Raw genomic sequence first — 22007 nt, 5'->3', positions numbered from 1 at the left:
ATGAACCTGTCCGGCCCCTTCATCCGCCGCCCGATCGGCACCGCGCTGCTGGCCATCGGCCTGTTCATGGTCGGCCTGATCTGCTACCTGCGCCTGGGCGTATCGGCACTGCCGAACATCGAGATCCCGGTGATCTTCGTGCACGCCAGCCAGTCCGGCGCGGATGCGGCGACCATGGCCTCGACAGTCACCGCGCCGCTGGAGCGCCACCTCGGCCAGCTGCCGGGCATCGACCGCATGCGCTCGTCGAGCTCGGAAGGCAGCTCGCTGGTGTTCATGATCTTCCAGAGCGGCCACAACATCGATTCGGCCGCGCTGGACGTGCAGACCGCGATCAACTCGGCGCAGGCCGACCTGCCTTCGGGCATGGGCTCGCCGATGTACCAGAAGGCGAATCCGAACGACGACCCGGTCATCGCCATCGCGCTGACCTCGCAGACGCAGTCGGCCGACGAGCTGTACAACGTCGCCGACTCGCTGCTGGCCCAGCGCATCCGCCAGATCAGCGGCGTTGCTTCGGTCGACATCGCTGGCGCTTCGACGCCGGCGGTGCGTGTGGACGTCAACCTGCGCCTGATGAACGCGCTCGGCCTGACCGCCGACGACCTGCGCAACGCCGTGCGCGCGGCCAACGTGACCTCGCCCACCGGCTTCCTCAGCGACGGCAACACCACTACCGCGATCATCGCCAACGACTCGGTGGCGCGTGCCGCCGACTTCGCCGACCTGGTGGTCAAGACCCAGGGCGATGGCCGGGTGATCCGCCTGAAGGACATCGCCAACGTCTACGACGGCCAGCAGGATGCCTACCAGGCCGCGTGGTTCGACCACAAACCGGCGGTGGTGATGTACGTGTTCACCCGTGCCGGCGCCAACATCGTGGAGACCGTGGACCGGGTCAAGGCGCAGATCCCGACCCTGCGCGATTACCTGCAGCCCGGCACCACGATGACGCCGTACTTCGACCGTACGCCGACCATCCGCTCGTCGCTGCATGAAGTGCAGATCACCCTGCTGATCAGCCTGGCGATGGTGGTGCTGACCATGGCGCTGTTCCTGCGCCGGCTGGCACCTACGCTGATCGCCGCAGTGACCGTGCCACTGTCGCTGGCCGGTGCCGCGCTGGTGATGTACGTGATGGGCTTCACCCTGAACAACCTGAGCCTGCTGGCGCTGGTGATCGCCATCGGCTTCGTGGTCGACGATGCGATCGTGGTGATCGAGAACATCATGCGCCACCTCGACGAAGGCATGCCGCGGATGCAGGCGGCGCTCACCGGCGCGCGCGAGATCGGCTTTACCATCGTCTCGATCACCGCCTCGCTGGTGGCGGTGTTCATCCCGCTCCTGTTCGCCAGCGGCATGATGGGTGCGTTCTTCCGCGAATTCACCGTCACCCTGGTGGCGGCCATCGTGGTCTCGATGATCGTCTCGCTGACGCTGACTCCGGCGCTGTGCAGCCGGTTCCTCAGCGCGCACGACCACAGCGCGCCGCCGTCGCGCTTCGGCCGCTGGCTGGATGCCGGCCATGAGCGCATGCTTCGCGTCTACACCGTGTTCCTCGACTTCTCGCTGCGCCACGCGCTGCTGCTGTCGCTGACCCCGCTGATCCTGATCGGCGCCACCGTCTTCCTGTTCGGCGCGGTGAAAAAGGGCGCGTTCCCGCCGCAGGACACCGGCCTGATCTGGGGCCGCGCCAATTCCAGCGCCACGGTGTCCTTCGAGGACATGGTCGCCCGCCAGCGCCGCATCACCGACATGCTGATGGCCGACCCCGCAGTGAAGACCGTGGGCGTGCGCCTGGGCAGCGGCCGCCAGGGCTCCAGCGCACAGTTCAACATCGAGCTGAAGTCGCGCAGCGATGGCCGTCGCGAGACCACGGCGCACGCACTCGCACGGCTGAGTGCCAAGGCCGACCGCTACCCCGACCTGCAGCTGCGCCTGCGCGCGATCCAGGATCTGCCCAGCAACGATGGCGGCGGTTCCAGCCAGGGCGCGCAGTACCGCATCTCGCTGCAGGGCAACGACCTGGCATCGCTGCAGGAATGGCTGCCCAAGCTGCAGGCGGAGCTGAAGAAGAACCCCAAGCTGCGCGATGTCGGTACCGACGTGGACAACGCCGGCCTGCGCCAGAACATCCAGATCGACCGCGCCAAGGCCGCACGCCTGGGCATCACCGTGGGTGCCATCGACGGTGCGCTGTACGGTGCGTTCGGCCAGCGCCAGATCTCCACCATCTATTCGGACATCAACCAGTACAGCGTGGTGGTCAACGCCCTGCCCTCGCAGACCGCCACCCCCGCCGCGCTGGACGAGGTGTACGTACGTGCGCGCAATGGTGACATGGTGCCGATCACCGCGGTGGCCACGCAGATGCCCGGCCTGGCCCCGTCGCAGATCACCCACGAGAACCAGTACACGACGATGGACCTCAGCTACAACCTGGCTCCGAACGTGAGCATGGGTGAGGCCAAGGCGATCATCGACGCGACCGTGGCCGGCATGCGCATGCCTGGTGACATCCGCCTGGCCGATGATGCGGGATTCGGCTTCAACTCCGACCCCAGCGACATGCTGATCCTGGTGTTCGCCGCGATCCTGACCGTGTACCTGGTGCTGGGCATGCTCTACGAGAGCCTGATCCATCCGGTCACCATCCTGTCCACGCTGCCGGCGGCGGGCGTGGGTGCACTGCTCGCGTTGTTCGGCACCAACACCGAGTTGTCGGTGATCTCGATGATCGCGCTGGTGCTGTTGATCGGCATCGTCAAGAAGAACGCGATCATGATGATCGACTTCGCGCTGGTGGCGCAGCGCGAGCATGGCCTGGCACCGCGCGATGCCGCGCGCGAGGCCAGCATCGTGCGCTTCCGCCCGATCATGATGACCACGATGGTGGCGATCCTGGCGGCGGTGCCGCTGGCGATCGGCCTGGGCGAAGGCTCCGAACTGCGCCGCCCGCTGGGCATCGCGATGATCGGCGGCCTGCTGTTCTCGCAGAGCCTGACCCTGCTCAGCACGCCAGCGCTGTACGTGATCTTCTCGTGCCTGGCCGAACGCTGGCGGGCCCGTCGCGCGCGCAAGCGCGAAGCGAAGCTGCTCAAGCGCGCGCAGCGTGCGTAGAACGGCCCATCCACGCATGGCGTGGATCTAAGGGTAGAGCCGGCCGCTGGCCGGCTTTCTCGGTACGGCAAATCTGCCGGCCAGCGGCCGGCACTACTGCGGTGGCCCGCCTCCATATTTCACGCGCACCCCGCAATAATGGTGGGAGATCCTTCCGCCGAGCCTGCATGCCCGCCCGCCAATCCCGCCTCAGCCGCCTGTGGGCCCACGAGAAGGCCAGTTACGGCCTGCGCGTGTTCATCGCCCTGACCGCAGCGCTTGCCGTGTGCTGGCAGCTGGATGCGCTGACCGCCCTGCCCGGCGTTTTCCTCGGCATCATCGCCAGCGCCATCGCCGAGACCGACGACAACTGGTGGGGCCGGACCAAGGCGGTGGCGCTGTCGCTGCTGTGTTTCTGCATCGCTGCGGCGTCGGTGATCTGGCTGTTCCCCTGGCCGTGGATCTTCATCGGCGCGCTGGCACTGTCCACCTTCTGCCTGACCCTGCTGGGCGCGCTCGGCGAGCGCTACGCATCCATCGCCCAGGCCACGGTAACGCTGGCGATCTACACGATGATCGGGCTGGAGCAGCACGGTGCCAGCGACCTGCACACCGCGCTGCAAGCGGTCAGCCACCTGCTGGCGGGCGCCGTCTGGTACGGACTGCTGTCGATCCTGTGGACCGCACTGTTCGCCAACCGACCGGTGCGCGAGCGCGTGGCGCGGCTTTACATCGAGCTGGGCCGCTACCTGCAGCTGAAGGCCGCCCTGTTCGAACCGGTACGTGAGGCCGACTTGCAACGCCGCCAGCTCGACCTGGCCGAGCAGAACCGGCGCGTGGTCGGCGCGTTGAACGAGGCCAAGACCGCGATTCTCGCCCGCTTCGGCCGTTCCGGGCGGCCGGGCGTGAACTCCGGCCTGTACCTGCGCCTCTATTACATGGCACAGGATTTCCACGAGCGCGCCAGTTCCTCGCACTACCCGTACGGCGCCCTGGTCGATGCGTTCTTCCACAGCGACGTGCTGTACCGCTGCCAGCGCCTGCTCGATCTTCAGGGCCAGGCCTGCGCGCGCCTGGGCGAGGCGATCCGCCTGCGCCGCCCGTTCGTGTATGGCGAAACCAACCAGCAGGCCGGGCGCGACCTGGCCGATGCGCTGGCCTACCTGCGCGACCAGCAGCGCCCGCAGTGGCAGCGACTGCTGGGTTCGCTGGACCTGCTGGTGCATAACCTGCGCAGCATCGAACGCCGCCTGCTGGACGCCGAACGCTCCGAGGCCAGCCTCGACAATGTCGATACGCGCCTGCGCGACAGCAACCCGCATACCCTGCGCGAGATGGGCGTGCGCGTGCGCCAGCAGCTCACGCCCGGCTCGGTCCTGTTCCGCCACGGCCTGCGCATGGCATTGGCGCTGATCGCCGGTTTCGCCGCGATCCGCCTGTTCAATGCGCAGAACGGCTCGTGGGTGCTGCTGACCATCGTATTCGTGTGCCGGCCCAACTTCGGCGCCACCCGCCAACGCCTGGCGCAGCGCATCGTCGGCACCGTGGCCGGCCTCGTGCTCACCTGGGCGCTGCTGCAGCTGTTCCCGCAACTGCACGTGCAACTGCTGATCGCGCTGCTGTCGGCGCTGCTGTTCTTCTTCACCCGCACCGACCGCTACCTGGTGGCATCGGCGGCGATCACGGTGATGGCCCTGACCTGCTTCAACCTGATCGGCGATGGCTTCGTGCTGATCGTGCCGCGCATGGTCGACACGCTGCTGGGCTGCGCGATCGCCGCTGCCGCCGCGTTCCTGATCCTGCCCGACTGGCAGGGCCGCCAGCTGCACCTTGTGCTGGCGCGGGTGCTGGAGACCGCCGCGCGCTACCTGGATTCGGTGCTGGGCCAGTACCGCAGCGGCATGCGCGATGACCTGGCCTATCGCATCGCCCGCCGCGACATGCACAACGCCGACGCCGCGCTGTCCACCGCGCTGTCGAACATGCTGCGCGAACCCGGTCATGTGCGCCGCAACCTGGATGCCGGCTTCCACTTCCTGGCGCTCTCCAACACGCTGCTTGGCCATCTGTCGGCGCTGGGCGCGCATCGCGACCAGGTGGAAAGCTTTGCTGGCGACCCGCTGGCCTTGGCGGCCGGTGAGCGCGTGCGCAAGGCGCTGCAGCAGCTGGCCTCGGCCCTGACCGCACGGCAGCCGGTCAACGAGGACGACAACGACGCTGATCGCGCGGTGGCGGCCGAACTGGAGCAGATCGACGAGGCGATGCCGGCGAAGCTGCAGTTGATCCGCACGCAGATGGCGCTGGTGCTGCGGATGCTGCCGAAGGTGCGGGCGGCGGCGAATGAGGCGGTGCGCACGCTCACCTGAAGGCCGGCGCCGGGCATGGCCTGGCGCGACCCGCAGTCCATCCACGCATGGCGTGGATCTACTGCACCGTGTGCAACCGTGTGTTGCGCCTGGCGCCGCATCCCGATCACGGTCCTGCGCGGATACTGGGTGATCCCCTGCTCCTGGACTCCCCCCATGAAGATCGAACTCGCCGGCCGCACCGCGCTCGTTACCGCTTCCACCGCCGGCATCGGCCTGGCGATCGCCCAGGGTCTTGCCGCGGCGGGTGCGCGGGTCATTCTCAACGGCCGCAGCACCGACAGTGTCGAACGCGCCCGCCAGCGCCTGCTCGCCACCGTTCCAGGTGCCGAGGTGATCGGCGTCGCCGCCGACCTTTCCGACGCAGCCGGTGTCGATGTGCTGCTGGCCGGCCTGCCCAAGGTCGACATCCTGGTCAACAACGCCGGCATCTTCGGCCCCGAGGACTTCTTCGAGACCGAAGACGCCACCTGGGAGCGCTACTGGCAGACCAACGTGATGTCCGGCGTGCGCCTGTCGCGTGCGCTGCTGCCGGCGATGGTCGACGCCGGCTGGGGCCGCGTGCTGTTCATCTCCTCCGAATCGGCACGCAACATTCCCGCCGACATGATCCATTACGGCGTCAGCAAGACCGCGCAGCTGTCGCTGTCGCGCGGCCTGGCCAAGCGCGTGGCCGGCAGTGGCGTCACCGTCAACGCGGTGCTGCCCGGCCCGACCCTGTCCGACGGTTTCGCGGCGATGTTCGAAGATGAACGCCAGCGCAGCGGCAAGCCGCTGGAGCAGATCGGCCGCGAGTTCGTGATGGCACACCGGCCGTCTTCGGTGATCCAGCGCACCGCCACGGTCGAGGAAGTAGCCAACATGGTGGTGTACCTGGCCTCGCCGCAGGCTTCGGCCACCTCCGGTGCAGCACTGCGCGTGGACGGCGGCGTGGTCGACGATATCGTCTGAGACCATCGACAGGTGTGCGGACCAACGGTCCGCACCCACAGGTCCGCACCCACAGCGGATAGGCAGGAATGCTAGGCTGCGCCGGTCAAGGAGGTTCCATGTCCGGTCACAACCAGTTCGCCCTGCTGCGCCAGCGCCGTTTCCTGCCGTTCTTCGTCGTCCAGGCGCTGGGTGCGTTCAACGACAACGTGTACCGGCAGGCGATCATCAGCATGTTGCTGTTCATGGCCGTGCCGGAGGAAGAACTGGGGCTGTACGCCACGCTGGCACCGGCCATCTTCATCCTGCCGTACTTCCTGTTCTCGGCACTGGCCGGGCAGATCGCCGACAAGCTGGAAAAATCGCGACTGATCGTGATCACCACCACCATGGAGATCGTGATCATGTCGCTGGCGGCCACCGGCTTCCTCACCCAGAGCCTGCCGGTGCTGCTGGTCGCCTTGTTCTGCACCGGCATGCAGTCAACCCTGTTCGGCCCGGTGAAGTACTCGGTGCTGCCCTCGGTGCTCAAGCCCGAAGAGCTGACCGGCGGCAACGGCCTGGTCGAGATGGGCACCTCGATGTCGATCCTGTCCGGCATGATCGTCGGCGGCCTGGTGTTCACCGTGGCCGGCAGCCATGGCACGGTGGTGGCCGCGTGCGCGATCATCGCGCTGGCGATCTGCGGCAACATCGCCGCCCGCCTGATTCCCAAGGTCGATGCCGGCGACCCGGACCTGAAGATCAACTGGAACCCGCTGCCGGAATCACTGGCGGTGCTGCGCATGGCGCGCCAGCAGAAGGCGGTGCGCAATTCAATCCTGGGCGTGTCCTGGTTCTGGTTCGTCGGCACCGTGCTGACCTCGCAGCTGCCGGCCTATGCGGTGACAAACCTCGGCGGCGAACCAACCCTGTACATCTTTGCGCTGGCCCTGTTCTCGGTCGGCACCGGCGTCGGCTCGCTGCTGTGCGAAAAGCTGTCGGCACGCACGGTGGAAATCGGCCTGGTGCCGTTGGGCGCGTTCGGCATGACCGCGTTCCTGCTCGACCTGTACTTCGCGCGCAGCGGCGAGGCGACGGTGCACGGGTTGACCATCGGCACCTTCCTGCAGCAGTCCGGTAGCATCCGCATCGTCATCGACCTGATCGGCATCGGCCTGTTCACCGGTATCTTCGTGGTGCCATTGTTCGCGCTGATCCAGAGCCGCACGCCGAAGGCGCAGATGTCGCGCGTGTTCGCGGCGCTGAACATCCAGAATTCCGGCTTCATCGTCGGCGCAGCCCTGTTGTCACTGGCCGCGCACAAGCTGCTGCACTGGAGCATCCCGCAGCAGTTCCTGGCGCTGGCCATCGCCAACGCGCTGGTGGCGATCTACATCTTCACCATCGTTCCCGAATTCCTGATGCGCTTCCTCAGCTGGCTGATGGTGCGCACCCTGTACCGGCTGCGCCCGCACGGCATCGAAGCCAACGTGCCCGACGAAGGTGCCGCGCTGCTGGTCTGCAACCATGTCAGCTACATGGACGCACTGATCCTGTCGGCGACGATTCCGCGTCCGGTGCGCTTCGTCATGTACTACAGGATCTTCAACATCCCGGTGATGCGCTGGATCTTCCGTACCGCCAAGGCGATCCCGATCGCCGGTGCGCGCGAAGACCCGGCGCTGATGCAACGCGCGTTCGATGACATCGACGCCGCGTTGGCCGAAGGCGAGCTGGTCTGCATCTTCCCGGAAGGCGCACTGACCAGGGATGGTGCAATCGCCCCGTTCAAGTCCGGCGTCGAGAAGATCCTCGAACGGCGGCCGGTGCCGGTGGTGCCGATGGCCCTGCGCGGCATGTGGTCGAGCATGTGGAGCCGGCGCGACAGCCGCCTCGGCCGCATGCGGGTGCCGCGCCGTTTCCGAGCCACCGTCGAGGTAGTGGCGGCACCGTCCATGGACGGCCACACCACCAACGCTCAGGCGCTGGAAGCCCAGGTGCGGGCCCTGCGCGGCGATCACGCCTGACAGAATCGGACTGACAGGCAGGCCCGGCAACCTCCCCCGCATACGCCACCGTCCAGTGGCGAACACGACATGCCGTGCGTGTAAACGCATACATGCAACGCCGGTTGCGGTAGATTACGCACCCACAGGGGGGAGGTTCGGCCGATTCACCAAGGCCGGCCACCAAGGAATGGAGTCTCGCTTTGAATCAACCACCACCGCTCAGCCGTCCGGTCTACATCCCCAACCATCTGGTCTGGGCGATCCTGACGACGCTGTTCTGCTGCCTGCCGTTGGGCGTGGTGTCGATCGTCTATGCCTCCCAGGTCGATGGCCGCCGCGCGGCTGGCGATCTGCCGGGGGCCTACAGCGCGTCGCGCAAGGCGGGCTGGTGGGCAGTGGCTTCGGCCGTGGCCCTGCCGGTCCTGTTGCTGTTGTGGCTCGGGCTGTTCGGCGGCTTGGCCGTACTGGGCGCTCTTTCCGACCAATGATTCACCACCACCACCCATCAAGGAGCTTGAACCCATGAATACCGCTACTCCGCAGGTCCCGAACAACCTGGTCTGGGCCATCCTGACCACCCTGTTCTGCTGCCTGCCGGCCGGCATCGTGTCGATCGTCTACGCCGCACAGGTCAACGGCAAGCTGGCCGCTGGCGACATCGCCGGCGCCCAGGACTCCGCCGCCAAGGCCAAGAAGTGGGCCATCTGGTCGGCCATTGCCTGGGCCGTGCTGGTCGTGCTGTACGTGCTGTTCTTCGTCGTGCTCGGCGGCATGGGCGCGATGAGCAACAGCGGCTACTGATACGCCTGGACGGATCCGGCGCCTGCGCCGGATCCGTTGTTGCATGTCCGCGCTTCCCGCTCGTTCCCGACTCGCCCGCTGGGCACCGCTGCTGGCTTCCGCCGGCCTGGCCGTGGGTGCCACGGTGGTGCTGCGCAACGTCAATCCGTATGTCGCCGGCAATCCACTGCCGAGCTGCCCGCTGTACGCCCTGACCGGCCTGTACTGCCCGGGCTGTGGCAGCACGCGCTGCCTGTATTCCCTGGTCCACTTCGACCTGCCCGGCGCGATGGCGATGAACCCGCTGCTGGTCATCAGCCTGCCGTTCCTGTTGCTGATGCTGCTGAACATCGCCGGCATCCGCCCACGCGTGCTCGACCCGCTGATGCGGGTGCTGGCCAATCCCGTGTTCTGGCTCTGGGTGCTGCCCGGGTATGCGCTGCTGCGCAACCTGCCGTGGGCACCGTTCACTGCACTGGCACCGGTCTAGGTTTCCAGCCAACGGCGCAGCCCCTCGTGGTGGGCGGCGTTTGAAGGTAGAAGCCTTGTGGTTGGCCGGGTGGGTGGGCTGCGCAGGGGGCGCTGCAAGTACGTCCATGTAAGCTCGGTCGCCGCATCCATGCGGCTCACGCCCCTGCGCAGCCCACCCACCCGGCCACGGACAGTTTCCGTGTGCGTCCACCACGGAAAAGAAAGAGAAGATCAAAAGCGGAAGCGGATCGCTTCGCTCTGCATCCACGCATGGCGTGGATCTACCGTGTCGACCAAGGTCGACACCTACCAACAGCCGCGGGAATCTGTCGGGGGTGGGGCGGTGTGGGGCTGCAGGACCGTTGGCGCCATGGATGGCGCCATCGAGCCCCCAAGGACGGGTTTACGGCGTGTCCTGCAGCCCCACACCGCCCCGCCCAACCCTCAGCAACCCAGAGCCGCTTTGGCTTTGGCTTTGGCTTTGGCCTCTGCAGGTGCAGGGCTGCAAGCCCTGCAAAGCAACTACGTCACCCAGCCTGCAATCACCAGCAGGGCGAGGATCGCCAGCCACAGCAGCAGCATCCGCCACACCAGGCTCATCGCATCACGCAGGTCCGGCAACCGCTGCCACACCGGCAACAGCCCCGCCTCGGTGTAGTCGTGCGCATCCTCGCGCAGTTCGGCGTTGACGCTGGCCCGCGCCACCGCACCCAGGAACCCGGTATTGCCGGTCAGGCGCTCCCCATGGGCCTGGCGCCACGCCTTCCACGCCGTATCGAAGTTGCCCACCAGCGCCATCGAGAACGCCATCAGCTGTGCCACCGGCCACTCGATCCAGCCCAGCAGCCGCTGCGCCAGCGCCAGCGGCTCCACCGGCACGCGGGCACGCATCGGGCTTTCCGCCATCAGCGCCAGCAGCCGGTAACCGAGCGCGCCAGCCGGGCCCAGCAACAGGAACCAGAACAGCACCGCGAACCAGCGCCGCAGTGCGTTGAGCACCGTCGCCTCGACCAGCGACGGAATGTCCTCGCGCAGGCTGCCGCCGGCCGACTGCAGGTTGCGCACTGCAGCCTGCCGCGTCGCCGCATCATCGGCATCGATGATGGCCTCGATATCGCGGTCCAGGTCACGCGGGCCCCAGCACCAGGCCAGCACCGCCACGCCCAGCAGCAGCGACGGCAGGCCGAACAGCACCCCGCGCAACAGCCACGCCAGCAGCGCCATCAGCAACAGCGGCGGCAGCAGGGCCAAGGCAACGCCGGCCGGTCCCTGCCAGGCCTTGCCACCACGCGCATCCAGCCAGCCCAGCCAACGCCGGAAACCGTCGAAACGGCGCAGCGAGGCAGCAGCGGCCGGAGCAACATGGCCCAGGGCCAGTGCCACCAGCACGGCGGCCAGAGTGGTGAACATGGCAGGTCTCCCTACGAAACAGAACGCTCGGCGCCGCTACCTTACCTGTCGCAGCGGCGCCCTCAGCGGTGAACCGGACTGTAACCCGTGCCGTGTTCAGGTGGCGGCAATGCAATTGCCCCAGCCGGCCCGCCTCAGCCCTTCTGCTGCCGGTACCAGTGCTCGATCAGGCCGCGCGAAATCGAGATCGGCGGCGACAGGCGGATGCCCTGGCCATCGTCCTCCACATCGCGCGCCAGCGCCGCGCCGACCTCGTCGGCACTGAACCAGCGCGCGTCTTCCAGCTCGCCGTCCACGGTCGGCAGGTCATCCTGCGCCTGCGCCCGGAAGCCGACCATCAGTGCGCCCGGGAACGGCCACGGCTGCGAGCCCAGATACTGGCAAGCGGTCACCCGCACTTTGCTCTCTTCGTGGACTTCGCGTACCACGGTCTGCTCGAAGGTCTCGCCCGGTTCGACGAAGCCGGCCAGCACCGAGTAGCGACGTGGCGCCCAGTTTGACTGGCGGCCGAGCAGCAGGCGGCCCTGGTTTTCAACCGCCACGATCACCGCGGGGTCGACACGCGGGTAGTGCTCGGTGGAACACTGCGCGCAACGCCCCACGAAGCCGCCGCGGGCGAACGCCACGGCACCACCGCATACCCCGCAGAAACGGGTGCGCGAGTGCCAGTAGGACATGCCACGTGCGTAGCTGAAAGCGGTCGCATCAGCCACCGACCACAGCAGGGCGGCCTGGCGCAGGTCGAGGCGACGTGGTGCGGTGACGGTGACGCTGGCGGCTTCAACCGAGAACCACGCTTGTTCCCCGCGCAGGCCGAGGAAGATCGCGGAGCCGGGACCGCCGCCGATGTCGGCGCCGGTCAGCGCCAGCGGCTGGTCGTCATCGCCGGTGAAGGCGCTGCCGTCCTGATCGAGCACCAGAATGTGCGCGCCCGGCCACAGGCGCGCCAGTGCATCGGCATCTTCGCGCAGGGCATCGGCGCGCTCCAGCGGTTCGCCCACGAAGGCGAAACCGGAAAGCGGCGAAGGAGTATTGGGCATCCTGCAAGCGTGCCGCCAATCGATGCGGGTGGCAAGCCGAGGGCTTTGCCGAAGCCGTCTGTGGGTGTGGAGCTTGCTCCACACACCTTGTCGCGCGGGACGCAGGCCCCGCGCCCCGCCTACATGCTGAAACTGCTGCCGCAGCCGCAGGTGGTCTTTGCGTTCGGGTTGCGGATCACGAACTGTGCACCGGTCAGGCTCTCGGTGTAGTCCACCTCGGCGCCCATCAGGTACTGCAGGCTCAACGGGTCGACCAGCAGGGTCACCCCGCTGGTCTGTACCGCCAGATCGTCCTCGGCACGGTTCTCGTCGAACTCGAACCCGTACTGGAAGCCCGAACAGCCACCACCTTCGATGTACACGCGCAGGGCCAGGTCGGGGTTGCCCTCTTCCTGGATCAGGGATTTGACCTTGGCGGCCGCCGACTCGGTGAAGTTCAGCGGGCGCTCCAGCGACTGGTAATCGGGCGCGGCGGCCGGGGTGGCGCCGGGCAGGGAGACTAGCGTGCTCATGGTGTCAGCATGGGGGTGCCGACGATGGCTTTCAAGCCATCGCCTCGGCCAGCTTGCGGCGCGCGGCGGTGTCGCCCTTGCCGGCATTGGCCTCATCGCCTTCCGGGGCTGGCAGCGCTGCCATCGGGGCGCTGGCATGGATCAGGCGGCCGTTCAGCTGGGCGCCCGCATTCATTTCCACCACCTGGTAATGGACGTTGCCGTTGACCCGCGCACTCGGGGTCAACTCGACCTTCTCGGTGGCGTGTACATCGCCGTCCAGGCGACCGCTGATGACCACCACCTGGGCCCGGATCTCGCCCTCGATCACGCCATGCTCGGCCACCGTCAGGGTCGCGCCACTGGCGCCCTCGGCGGCGATCACCTTGCCATGGATGCGGCCTTCCACATACAGGCCCCCACTGAATTCCACATCGCCGCGGATCACCACCTGGTTGCCGATCAGGGCATCGACCACCAGCTGGCCTTCACGGTTGGATTTGCTGCTTCCGAACATCTGCCTACTCCCCTTTGCTGGCCGGCGCACCGGCCTGTTTCCAGTCGAATACCTGGGTGGTACCCCCCGTACCACTCCCCAATGTCACCCGCACGCGTTGCGGGGTGAAGTCAGCCGGCAGCATCACGCTGCCGGTGAGCTGCTGGAAGTACCGGAACGAGTATTCCTGTCCCGGTACCTTGCTGCGCTGGTGCAGATCATCCCAGCTGATCGTGGCCAGCTTGCCGTTCTTGACGCCTTCCACGGTGAAACGCATCTGCCCCTGGCTGATGGCGCCGCGGTTGAGGTTCTGGGTCAGCACCGCGGTGTACTGCCAGGTGCCGGCCGCTTCCGGGCTGAACTCGATCGAATGGGTGTTCAGGCCCTTGCGCTGGCTGGTCGAACCCACCAGGCGCTCATAGAAGGCAACGTCGGCACGCAGGCCGGCGATTTCCTCATCGCGCTCGGCCAGCGAGGACTGCACCTCGGTGTTGGCGGCGCGGCTGATGCGGTCGGAGGCTTCCAGCGTGGCCTGCTTCTGGCGCAGTTCGGTCAGCTGCGCCTGCAGCGTCTCGGCACGCTTCTCGGCGGCCTGCAGGCGCTGGCCCTGCGCATCGCGCGGGGTGGCCATCCAGCAGCCGCCGAGCACCGCCAGCACCAGGCTGAGCAGCCAGATGCCGCCGATCACCAGCAGGCGGCGGCGGTCGGCCGGCGGTTGCGGCGCGCCGGGCAGGCGGACCTGCACGCGCATGGGAGGACGGTTGGTCATGGGTGGATTCCGGGGCATCGCGAGGGCGACACCGGTACGGCCCCTGTGGCAAACGACGGGCTAGTGTATGACAGGACGGGTGGGTTTCCTGCGCAGTGGCGAGCCACGGTCTGTGGCGTTCAGGCATGCCATCGTCGATAGTGTGGTCCCCTGCACAGTTCCGTCGCCGGAGCATCGCCATGACCGAAGCCCACCTGTTCGTGATCGGCATCCTGCTGGCCTGGCTGGCCGGCATCCGCGTCTACCTCACCGTATTCGGTGTCGGCCTGGCCGGCCTGCTCGGCTGGGTCGACCTGCCACCGGCCCTGCAGGCCACTGAATCGTGGTGGGTGCTGGGCACCTCGGCGGCGCTGGCGGTGACCGAATTCTTCGCCGACAAGATTCCCGGCGTCGACTCGGCGTGGGATCTGGTGCAGACCCTGGCACGTGTACCCGCAGGTGCCTTCCTTGCCGCAGCCACGCTGTCGCCGGATGGCCAGCTGGGCACCGGCGCACTTGCTGCCGGTGCAGGTGTCGCGCTGGCCAGCCACGGCCTGAAGGCAGGCACCCGCGCCCTGCTCAATACCTCGCCCGAGCCTGCCAGCAACTGGGTGGCCTCCGCCGCCGAGGACACCGTGGTGGTCGGTGGTCTGGCCCTGGCCTTGGCACACCCGTGGATCGCGCTGATCGTGGTGCTGGCCTGCAGCCTGGCGGGTGCGCTGCTGGTGTGGCTGGTCTGGCGCACCCTGTGGAAGGGCGTGCGCTGGCTGGCACGCAGTGCGTCGCCCGACAGTCCACGCCAGCCCGGCACCGGTTGATCGCCGGGCTTGTCGCATAATGGACGCGAACACCAGGAGCACCGATGGCCGCAAACGAATCCCCCGCGGGCGCCCGCCCGGGACGCGCTGAAACCCCTCCGGCCGATCATTGGCAACGCTGGACCGCTGAACCGGCGAGCGCCGTCGCCGCAGCGCCGGCAGCGGTTCCGCCGCTGGCCGCCTCCGACGCACCCGCATCGATCGGCAGCGCACCGCCGCCGCTGCCCGGCCCATCCCTGCTGGCCGAGGCCGGCGGCAATGACCCGGCACCGCTGCACTCCGATTCGCCCTACCGCGTGCTGATCGTCGAGGATGATCGCGCCCAGGCACTGTTCGCACAGAGCGTGCTGCATGGCGCCGGCATGCAGGCGATCGTGCACAGCGATGCCGACGGTGCGCTGCAGGCGATCAAGGAACATCGCCCCGACCTGATCCTGATGGACCTGCACCTGCCCGGTCTGGACGGCATGCGCCTGACCGCGCTGATCCGCCAGCAGCCCGGCCTGCAGCTGCTGCCCATCGTGTTCCTCAGCGGCGACCCGGACCCGGAACGCCAGTTCGAGGTGCTCGACAGTGGCGCCGACGACTACCTGAGCAAGCCGATCCGCCCGCGCCACCTGATCGCCGCCGTGGCCAACCGCATCCGCCGCGCGCGGGCGCAGGCCGCAACCCTGCGCGGCGTATCCGGCACCCCGGCCACCAGCAATCCGGAAACCGGGCTGCCGACGCGGCATCACGTGCTGCAGCAGCTCAACGCCGCGCTCGCCCACCGCGACCAGGGCGGCGTGCTGTTCGTCGAGATATCCAGCGCACTGGGCCTGCGCGAGCGCTATGGCTATGCCGCCTTCGAGCGCCTGATGGTGCAGGCCGGGCAACGCCTGGCAGAAGCCGGCCACCCGCACCTGCTGGCGCGCCTGAACGACAACAGCTTCCTGCTGCTTGCGCGCAATGTCAGCGAGGACAGCCTGGAAGGCATTGCCGCTGCGCTGCGCGAGCAGTTGTCGGCGCGGGCCTTCGTGATCCGCGATGACGAATCGGTGCATCTGCGGGGCGTGGTCGGCTATGCACCGCTGTCGCCGGGCTTCGACGATGCCAACAGTGCGCTGGAGGCAGTCGAGCGCACCACCCTGCAGGCACGGTTGCTCAGCGCCGGCGTGGCCGGCCACGTGCACCGCGACGTGACCAGCGAGCAGGAACACCTGGCACTGCTGGAAGGCCAGCTTGAGCTGGCCTACCAGCCGATCGTCGCCGTCGCCGGCGGCAACACCGCGCAGTACCAGCTGCTGCTGCGCCTTCGCCAGGCCGACGGTACGCTGCTGGCCGCAGGCCAGGTGATTCCGGCCGCAGAGGCTGCCGGGCGCATCGCCGATCTCGACCAGCAGGTGATGGACCATGCACTGGGCCTTCTCGACCTTTACCGGCACGCGACGCAACCACTGAACCTGTTCGTTTCGCAGTCGCTGCGCACCCTGCAACGCGATGCGTTCGCGGATTGGCTGCTGGAATCGCTGCAGCAGCGCGACCTGCCCGGCAGCGCGCTGGTGATCGACGTCCGCCTGCCCGACGCGCTGATCCATACCGTGCCGCTACAGCAGTTCTGCCAGCGCATGGCCGGCGCCGGCGTGCGCTTCTGCCTGAGCCAGTTCGAACCCGGGGGCGAAGCCGATGCGCTGCTGACCCAGCTGCCGTTGTCGTTCGTGCGCATGGCCGCGCGCTTCTCCAGCAGTCATTCCAATCCGGCCACGCGCGAAGAGCTGCGCCGGGCAATCGAGCGGGCGCACGCCGCCGGGCAGCAGATCATCGGCCAGCAGATCGAAGATCCGCAGGCCGCCGCCGCGATGTGGGTGGGCGGTGTCGACTACATCCAGGGCAACATGGTGCAGTCGGCCGGCAGCGATCTGAACTTCGACTTCCACAACGCGGTGCTCTGACGTGCCGATGTGGGTCGCGCTGCTGGTTGCCCTTGCTGCGGCCTCCATCACCGCGCTGCTGTTGGGCCTGCGGCTGCGCGCGCGCAACCGGGCACTGGCCCAGCTGCAACGCGAGCGCAGCCTGCTGGCCGCCGAACGTGACCAGCTGCGCCGCACCACCGAACGACAGGGGCAGCTGGAACAGCAGCTGCTGCAGGCCAAGCAGGCCGCCGAGGCGGCGGTGCTGGCCAAGGGTGAGTTCCTGGCCACGATGAGCCACGAGATCCGTACGCCGCTCAACGGCATCCTGCCGATGCTGGAGCTGATCGCACGCGGCCCGCTGGGCGAGGACCAGCGGCAGATGCTGGCCACCGCCTCAGCCAGCTCGCAGCAGCTGCTGCGCATCGTCGACGACATCCTCGACTACTCGCGGCTGGAAGCACAGGCGCTGGAACTGGAGATCACCAGCTTCAACCTGCGCGACCTGCTCGATGGCGTGGTGCAGCTGATGCAGCGCGCCGCCGACGCCAAGGGCCTGTCGCTGGGGCTGCAGCTGGACCCGTCGGTGCGCCTGCCGGTGCGTGGCGACCCGGTACGCCTGCGCCAGGTGTTGAGCAACCTGCTGGCCAACGCGATCAAGTTCACCGCGCGCGGCCAGGTACAGCTGCGCGTGCAGCGCCTGGGCGAAGGCGCGGCCCAGCACCAGCTGCGCTTCGAGATCATCGACACCGGCATCGGCATTGACGAGGCACTGCAGGCGCGCCTGTTCCAGTCCTTCAGCCAGGCCGATGCCTCAACGACCCGCATCTACGGTGGCACCGGCCTGGGCCTGGCGATCTGCAAGCGCATCATCGACCTGATGCACGGGCGCATCGGCGTGCAGTCCACGCCCGGCCAGGGCGCCACGTTCTGGTTCGAGATCCCGTTGTTGAAGGTGCCCGGCGACCTGCCGGCCATGGCGCGCACGCCAGACGCGCTGCTGCTGTTCAGTAGCGATGCCACCCTGCAGGCACGCATCGAGCGCATCGCGGCCCATCATGGACTGCTGGTGCACGCCCTGGCGCAGTTCGATGCCGTAGTCGAGCGCCTGCGCGCGGTGCCGAGGCCGGGGCAACCGGCACCGGCGTGGCTGCTGGTCGATGCACGTGCGCGCCGCATCGGTGAAGCGACGCTGCAACAGGCGTTGGCCGAACGTGGCGAAGACGACGGGCTGCAGGTGCTGTGGCTGCAGGACGATGCCCTTCCGCCACGCCCACGCCAGCGGCAGCTACCCTCGCATTTCGACGACGCTGGGCTGCATGCACTGCTGGCTGCACCGGTTGCGCATGCGCGCCCTGCCGCGCTGCTGGCCAACGCCGGACAGGGCCAGCCCACGCCCACGCTGCCGCCGCTGCACCTGCGCGTGCTGCTGGTGGAGGACAACACGGTCAACCGCATGGTGGCCGAGCAGCTGCTGCGCGTGTTCCAGTGCGAAGTGCGCAACGCCGCCGATGGCGAGCAGGCGTTGCTTGCCCTGCGCGAAGGCGACGTGGATGTGGTGCTGATGGATTGCCAGATGCCGGTGCTGGACGGCTATGCCGCCACCCGCCGCTGGCGCGCCGAGGAAGTGGAAAACGGGCGCCCGCGCCTGCCGATCATCGCGATGACCGCCAATGCCATGGCCGGTGACCGCGAGCGCTGCCTGCAGGCCGGCATGGACGACTATCTGTCCAAGCCGATTGCACGCGACACCCTGCATGCGCTGCTGCAGCGCTGGGGCGGCGGCAAAGCCGCATCACCTGCACCGCCTTCGATAGAGCCGAGCCATGCCCGGCTGACGGCCGATAGCCGTCGCGCTCCATCAGCCGAGCATGGCTCGGCTCTGCAGGACGATGACAGCCGAGTCGGCTCCAAGCCGCAGCCGGTGCTGGACCGCGACGTGCTGGACGAACTGCATGCAGTGATCGGGGAGAGCGCCATCCAGATCGTCTCGGTGTTCCTGGAGGATGCGCCGGCAATGGTGCAGCAGCTGCAGCAGGCCGCGCAGAACGGCGACGAGCCTCGCCTGCAGGCCGTCGCGCACAGCCTCAAGTCATCCAGCGCGAACGTGGGCGCACTGTCGCTGTCGTCAGTCGCGCAGCGCATCGAGCACGAAGCCCGCAGCGGCAGCCTGCAGCGCCCCGCAGTAGCGGTGGCGCTGCTGGTTGCGGAGTTCGCCCGAGCACGCGTGGCACTGACGGGCTACCTGGCACAGCATCGCGCCGGCCAGGCCGGCTGACTCACTCTTCCAGCTTGCTCAGCAGGTACTTCGGTTCGCCGATGCGCTCGATCAGGTCGAGCTGGGTTTCCAGCCAGTCGATGTGCTCTTCTTCCGAATCGAGGATCTTCACGAACAGCTGGCGGCTGACGTAGTCGCCGACCGAATCGGCATACGCCACGGCCTCGCGCAGGGTGACCACGCCATCGCGTTCCAGCGACAGGTCGCACTGCAGGATCTCGGTCGGATTCTCACCAATGCGCAGCTTGCCCAGCGCCTGGAAGTTCGGCAGGCCTTCGAGGAACAGGATGCGGTCGGCGAGCATGTCGGCATGCTTCATCTCGTCGATCGATTCCTTGTACTCGTGTTCGGCCAGTTCCTTGATGCCCCAGTTCTTCAGCATCTTGGCATGCAGGAAGTACTGGTTGATCGCGGTCAGCTCGTTGTAGAGGACCTTGTTGAGGAATTCGATGACCTTGGTGTCGCCCTTCATGGGGATGCTCCTGCACGCTGAAAACGCAGGCACTTTAACGCCTTGCCTGCGGTCGTGAAGGAACGCGAATCGTGCGCATTGGCCTGTGCGGCCGCACGTGAAGAATGCGAAAGCGCGCCGTCAACGCGCCGCCAAGAGACGATCAGGCGACCTGGGCCAGACCCAATACCGGCAGCGGCAGATCGTGGGTGGCACGCGCCTTGGCCAGCAGATCGCCGGCCATGTCCAGGCAGGAACCGCAGGTAGCGCCACAGCCGGTACGCATGGTCAGTTCGGCCACCGTACTGACGCCATGGCTGGCGGCTTCGCGGATCTGGTGGTCGGTGACTCCGTTGCAGATGCAGACGTACACAGGCGTGAACCGGGCTGGCAGGCCAGAAGCGGCCTGTTGGCTATTCCAATGGAAACGAGAATGGTTGTCAATCAGAGACCTGAACCATTCTCGATACCGTTCAGCCCGTCAGCTGGCCGGGCCATCGCCCGTGGCCTTCTTCGGCCAGTAGCCGCGGGTCCGCGGGCGCTTGCGTGGGCGGTCGTGCCCGGCGGTATGGCCAGGCATCCAGGCTTCGGCGGCGCTCTTGGGCATGGCGGTAACCCCCTGCCCGGCCACCCCGCGGGCCAGCGGCGCCAGATGTCGCAACGCACGCGCATAGACGCCACGCTTGAACATCACCACATGCTCCACCGGGTACCAGAAGTCCACCCAGCGCCAGTGGTCGAACTCGGGCGAGTCGGTGTGGTCCAGCTTCACGTGGGATTCGTCGCCGGTCAGGCGCAGCAGGAACCAGACCTGCTTCTGGCCGATGCAGACCTGCCGCTCATTGCGGCGGATGGCCCGCGCCGGCAGCTTGTAGCGCAGCCAGCCGGGCGTCGCCCCGAGCACTTCCACATGCTCGGGCAGCAGGCCGGTCTCTTCCTGCAGTTCACGATACATGGCCTCGACAGGCGTCTCGTCGGTGTTCATACCACCCTGCGGGAACTGCCAGCCGTCCCGGCGCACGCGTCGTGCCCAGAACACCTGGCCGTCCTGCCGCATCAGCACGATGCCGACGTTCGGTCGATAGCCGTCCGGATCGATCACGATGCGGACTCCTAAGAAAATCTACTGGCCGGGACTATCCCATGCCCTCTGTCGGCCCACAAGCACGACACAAAAGTGTTGACAGGGGCGGTACACATCCGCAGAATAGCGGGCTCACCAAGGCTATGTAGCTCAGCCGGTTAGAGCACAGCACTCATAATGCTGGGGTCGGTGGTTCGAGTCCACCCATAGCCACCACACTGAAAATCAAGTTGTTTTTCAGCGTGAAAAGTGAGAAAATAGTTGCACGTTTTGCCCCGTCGCCAAGCGGTAAGGCACCTGACTCTGACTCAGGCATTCGGTGGTTCGAATCCATCCGGGGCAGCCAAATTAAAAGCAAAAGGCCAGATCGAAAGATCTGGCCTTTTGCTTTTAATCTGGTCGCGCATTCCACCTTGTCCCCGCGCCTGTCGGCGCACCCTCTTGAACAACAAGGGGGCTCTTCTCCAAAGAGAACCCTGGGGTCGGATCCTTTTCCGCAGGGAAAGGCCCTGACGCCACCCTCCCGGCACTCGAGACCACGGGTAGTGCCGGCCGCTGGCCGGCAACCAGGAAATCCATGACCCCGGAACGACAAAAGCCCGGCCGAAGCCGGGCTTTTGCTTTTCCATCCAGCGGGCTCCCGAAGGAGCCCAACCAGGCGCGGTAAATCAGCGCTTGGAGAACTGGGTGGCGCGGCGGGCCTTGTGCAGACCGACCTTCTTACGCTCGACTTCACGGGCGTCACGGGTCATGAAGCCAGCCTTGCGCAGCTCGGACTTCAGGGTTTCGTCGTACTCGACCAGAGCACGGGCGATGCCCAGACGGATCGCACCGGCCTGGCCGGTGGTGCCGCCGCCAGCGGCGGTGACCAGGATGTCGAAGCTTTCGGTGTTCTTGGTCAGCTCGAGCGGCTGGCGCACGATCATGCGCGCGGTCTCACGACCGAAGAACTCGTCCAGCGGACGGCCATTGACGGTGATGTTGCCCGAACCCTTGCGCAGGAACACGCGAGCGGTGGAGGACTTGCGGCGGCCAGTGCCGTAGTTTTGAGTGATAGCCATGATTAGATATCCAGAACCTGCGGCTGCTGTGCGGCGTGCGGATGCTCAGTGCCGGCGTAGACCTTGAGCTTGCGGTACATCTGGCGACCCAGCGGGCCCTTCGGCAGCATGCCCTTCACGGCGATCTCGATCACGCGCTCCGGGTGGCGCTCCAGCGCCTGGGCCAGGGACTCGGTCTTCAGGTTGCCGATGTAACCGGTGAAACGGTGATACATCTTGTCCTGCAGCTTCTTGCCGGTGACGGCAATCTTTTCTGCATTGATGACGACCAGGTAGTCGCCGGTATCAACGTGCGGGGTGTAGACCGGCTTGTGCTTGCCACGCAGACGGCGGGCCAGCTCGGTGGCGAGACGGCCCAGGGTCTTGCCCTCGGCGTCGACGAGGTACCAGTCGCGCTGGACGGTCTCGTTCTTGGCAGTGAAAGTGCTCATGAAGAACTCTAGGTTAGGTCGGGCTCATTGCGGCGAAAGGCTCGCCGGAACTCTGCCACGCGTTGTGAAAAGGTGAAGCGTAAGAGGCGGGATTGTACTCATCCTGCCGCGGGAGCGCAACCCGTCCCCTGGGCCGGGTTGGCAGGGGCGCGGGGCCGGGCGAGAATCGG

20 protein-coding genes and 2 tRNA genes are annotated in these 22007 nt (G+C 67.2%); 12 read left to right on the top strand and 10 right to left on the bottom strand.

From position 1 onward, the window contains the following. From AC5P99_RS17170 to AC5P99_RS17140, 7 genes are all read left to right on the top strand, one after another. Complete coding sequence (locus AC5P99_RS17170) at positions 1 to 3123, top strand: efflux RND transporter permease subunit (protein WP_005414681.1); 3123 nt, start codon at positions 1 to 3, stop codon at positions 3121 to 3123. 167 nt (positions 3124 to 3290) lie between these two features. After that, positions 3291 to 5468, top strand: a complete 2178-nt coding sequence (gene yccS, locus AC5P99_RS17165; RefSeq protein WP_108270554.1) for a YccS family putative transporter — start codon at positions 3291 to 3293, stop codon at positions 5466 to 5468. A 156-nt stretch (positions 5469 to 5624) separates the two neighbouring features. Then, a complete protein-coding gene (locus AC5P99_RS17160) occupies positions 5625 to 6419 on the top strand; it encodes an SDR family NAD(P)-dependent oxidoreductase (RefSeq protein WP_024958118.1) in 795 nt (264 codons plus the stop codon). 98 nt (positions 6420 to 6517) lie between these two features. Continuing rightward, on the top strand, positions 6518 to 8407 hold the full coding sequence (locus AC5P99_RS17155; protein WP_033833573.1) for an MFS transporter: 1890 nt from the start codon (positions 6518 to 6520) through the stop codon (positions 8405 to 8407). A gap of 182 nt (positions 8408 to 8589) precedes the next feature. After that, entirely contained in the window at positions 8590 to 8877 is a 288-nt protein-coding gene (locus tag AC5P99_RS17150; protein ID WP_005411297.1) for a CD225/dispanin family protein, read from the top strand. Positions 8878 to 8911: 34 nt separating this feature from the next. Then, a complete protein-coding gene (locus tag AC5P99_RS17145) occupies positions 8912 to 9190 on the top strand; it encodes a CD225/dispanin family protein (protein WP_005411298.1) in 279 nt (92 codons plus the stop codon). Positions 9191 to 9233: 43 nt separating this feature from the next. Then, complete coding sequence (locus tag AC5P99_RS17140) at positions 9234 to 9659, top strand: DUF2752 domain-containing protein (protein WP_005414685.1); 426 nt, start codon at positions 9234 to 9236, stop codon at positions 9657 to 9659. A gap of 503 nt (positions 9660 to 10162) precedes the next feature. Here the strand turns inward: AC5P99_RS17140 and ampE are convergent. The 5 genes from ampE to AC5P99_RS17115 form a co-directional block, all read right to left on the bottom strand. Next, entirely contained in the window at positions 10163 to 11050 is an 888-nt protein-coding gene (gene ampE / locus AC5P99_RS17135; RefSeq protein ID WP_005414686.1) for a regulatory signaling modulator protein AmpE, read from the bottom strand. A 134-nt stretch (positions 11051 to 11184) separates the two neighbouring features. After that, positions 11185 to 12090, bottom strand: a complete 906-nt coding sequence (gene nudC, locus AC5P99_RS17130; RefSeq protein ID WP_005414687.1) for an NAD(+) diphosphatase — start codon at positions 12088 to 12090, stop codon at positions 11185 to 11187. 119 nt (positions 12091 to 12209) lie between these two features. Beyond that, entirely contained in the window at positions 12210 to 12602 is a 393-nt protein-coding gene (gene erpA / locus AC5P99_RS17125; RefSeq protein WP_005411302.1) for an iron-sulfur cluster insertion protein ErpA, read from the bottom strand. A 31-nt stretch (positions 12603 to 12633) separates the two neighbouring features. Beyond that, positions 12634 to 13098, bottom strand: a complete 465-nt coding sequence (locus AC5P99_RS17120) for a bactofilin family protein (RefSeq protein WP_057497546.1) — start codon at positions 13096 to 13098, stop codon at positions 12634 to 12636. 4 nt (positions 13099 to 13102) lie between these two features. Continuing rightward, positions 13103 to 13846 carry a DUF6776 family protein gene (locus AC5P99_RS17115; RefSeq protein WP_057497545.1) on the bottom strand — a complete coding sequence of 248 codons (744 nt, stop codon included), beginning with the start codon at positions 13844 to 13846 and terminating at the stop codon, positions 13103 to 13105. Positions 13847 to 14025: 179 nt separating this feature from the next. Here AC5P99_RS17115 and AC5P99_RS17110 point away from each other — a divergent pair, with 179 nt between their 5' ends. Genes AC5P99_RS17110 through AC5P99_RS17100 form a run of 3 tightly spaced genes read left to right on the top strand, consistent with a single transcriptional unit; the run spans position 14026 to position 18810 of the window. Then, positions 14026 to 14643, top strand: coding sequence for a DUF4126 domain-containing protein (locus AC5P99_RS17110; protein ID WP_005411305.1), 618 nt, complete (start codon positions 14026 to 14028; stop codon positions 14641 to 14643). 44 nt (positions 14644 to 14687) lie between these two features. After that, positions 14688 to 16574, top strand: a complete 1887-nt coding sequence (locus AC5P99_RS17105) for an EAL domain-containing protein (RefSeq protein ID WP_227832760.1) — start codon at positions 14688 to 14690, stop codon at positions 16572 to 16574. Between the two features lies 1 nt (position 16575). Continuing rightward, positions 16576 to 18810, top strand: a complete 2235-nt coding sequence (locus tag AC5P99_RS17100) for an ATP-binding protein (protein ID WP_099481262.1) — start codon at positions 16576 to 16578, stop codon at positions 18808 to 18810. Position 18811: 1 nt separating this feature from the next. Here the strand turns inward: AC5P99_RS17100 and bfr are convergent, their stop codons facing one another. The 3 genes from bfr to AC5P99_RS17085 all read right to left on the bottom strand — a co-directional run bounded on the left by bfr (position 18812) and on the right by AC5P99_RS17085 (position 20363). Then, a complete protein-coding gene (gene bfr, locus AC5P99_RS17095; protein ID WP_005414691.1) occupies positions 18812 to 19282 on the bottom strand; it encodes a bacterioferritin in 471 nt (156 codons plus the stop codon). 142 nt (positions 19283 to 19424) lie between these two features. After that, positions 19425 to 19634, bottom strand: coding sequence for a (2Fe-2S)-binding protein (locus tag AC5P99_RS17090; protein WP_005411309.1), 210 nt, complete (start codon positions 19632 to 19634; stop codon positions 19425 to 19427). A gap of 108 nt (positions 19635 to 19742) precedes the next feature. Continuing rightward, positions 19743 to 20363 (bottom strand): RNA pyrophosphohydrolase, encoded by a 621-nt coding sequence (locus AC5P99_RS17085; protein ID WP_005411310.1) that lies wholly within the window; start codon positions 20361 to 20363, stop codon positions 19743 to 19745. A 121-nt stretch (positions 20364 to 20484) separates the two neighbouring features. Between AC5P99_RS17085 and AC5P99_RS17080 the strand changes: the two genes are divergently transcribed. Together AC5P99_RS17080 and AC5P99_RS17075 are read left to right on the top strand one after the other, a co-directional pair. Next, positions 20485 to 20561: transfer RNA gene (locus AC5P99_RS17080), tRNA-Met, on the top strand. Positions 20562 to 20616: 55 nt separating this feature from the next. Next, a tRNA-Gln gene (locus AC5P99_RS17075) sits at positions 20617 to 20691 on the top strand. A gap of 322 nt (positions 20692 to 21013) precedes the next feature. Here AC5P99_RS17075 and rpsI read toward each other — a convergent pair. Both rpsI and rplM read right to left on the bottom strand, forming a co-directional pair. Next, positions 21014 to 21406, bottom strand: a complete 393-nt coding sequence (rpsI, locus tag AC5P99_RS17070; RefSeq protein WP_005411311.1) for a 30S ribosomal protein S9 — start codon at positions 21404 to 21406, stop codon at positions 21014 to 21016. Positions 21407 to 21408: 2 nt separating this feature from the next. Further along, the gene (gene rplM, locus AC5P99_RS17065) at positions 21409 to 21837 is read right to left on the bottom strand and encodes a 50S ribosomal protein L13 (RefSeq protein WP_005414692.1); all 429 of its coding nucleotides are present in this window, start codon (positions 21835 to 21837) and stop codon (positions 21409 to 21411) included. Between the last annotated feature and the right edge of the window lie 170 nt (positions 21838 to 22007).

It is taken from the genome of Stenotrophomonas sp. YJH_SMC_80 (genome assembly GCF_059372495.1).
This window is presented reverse-complemented; position numbering and strand designations above follow the sequence as displayed.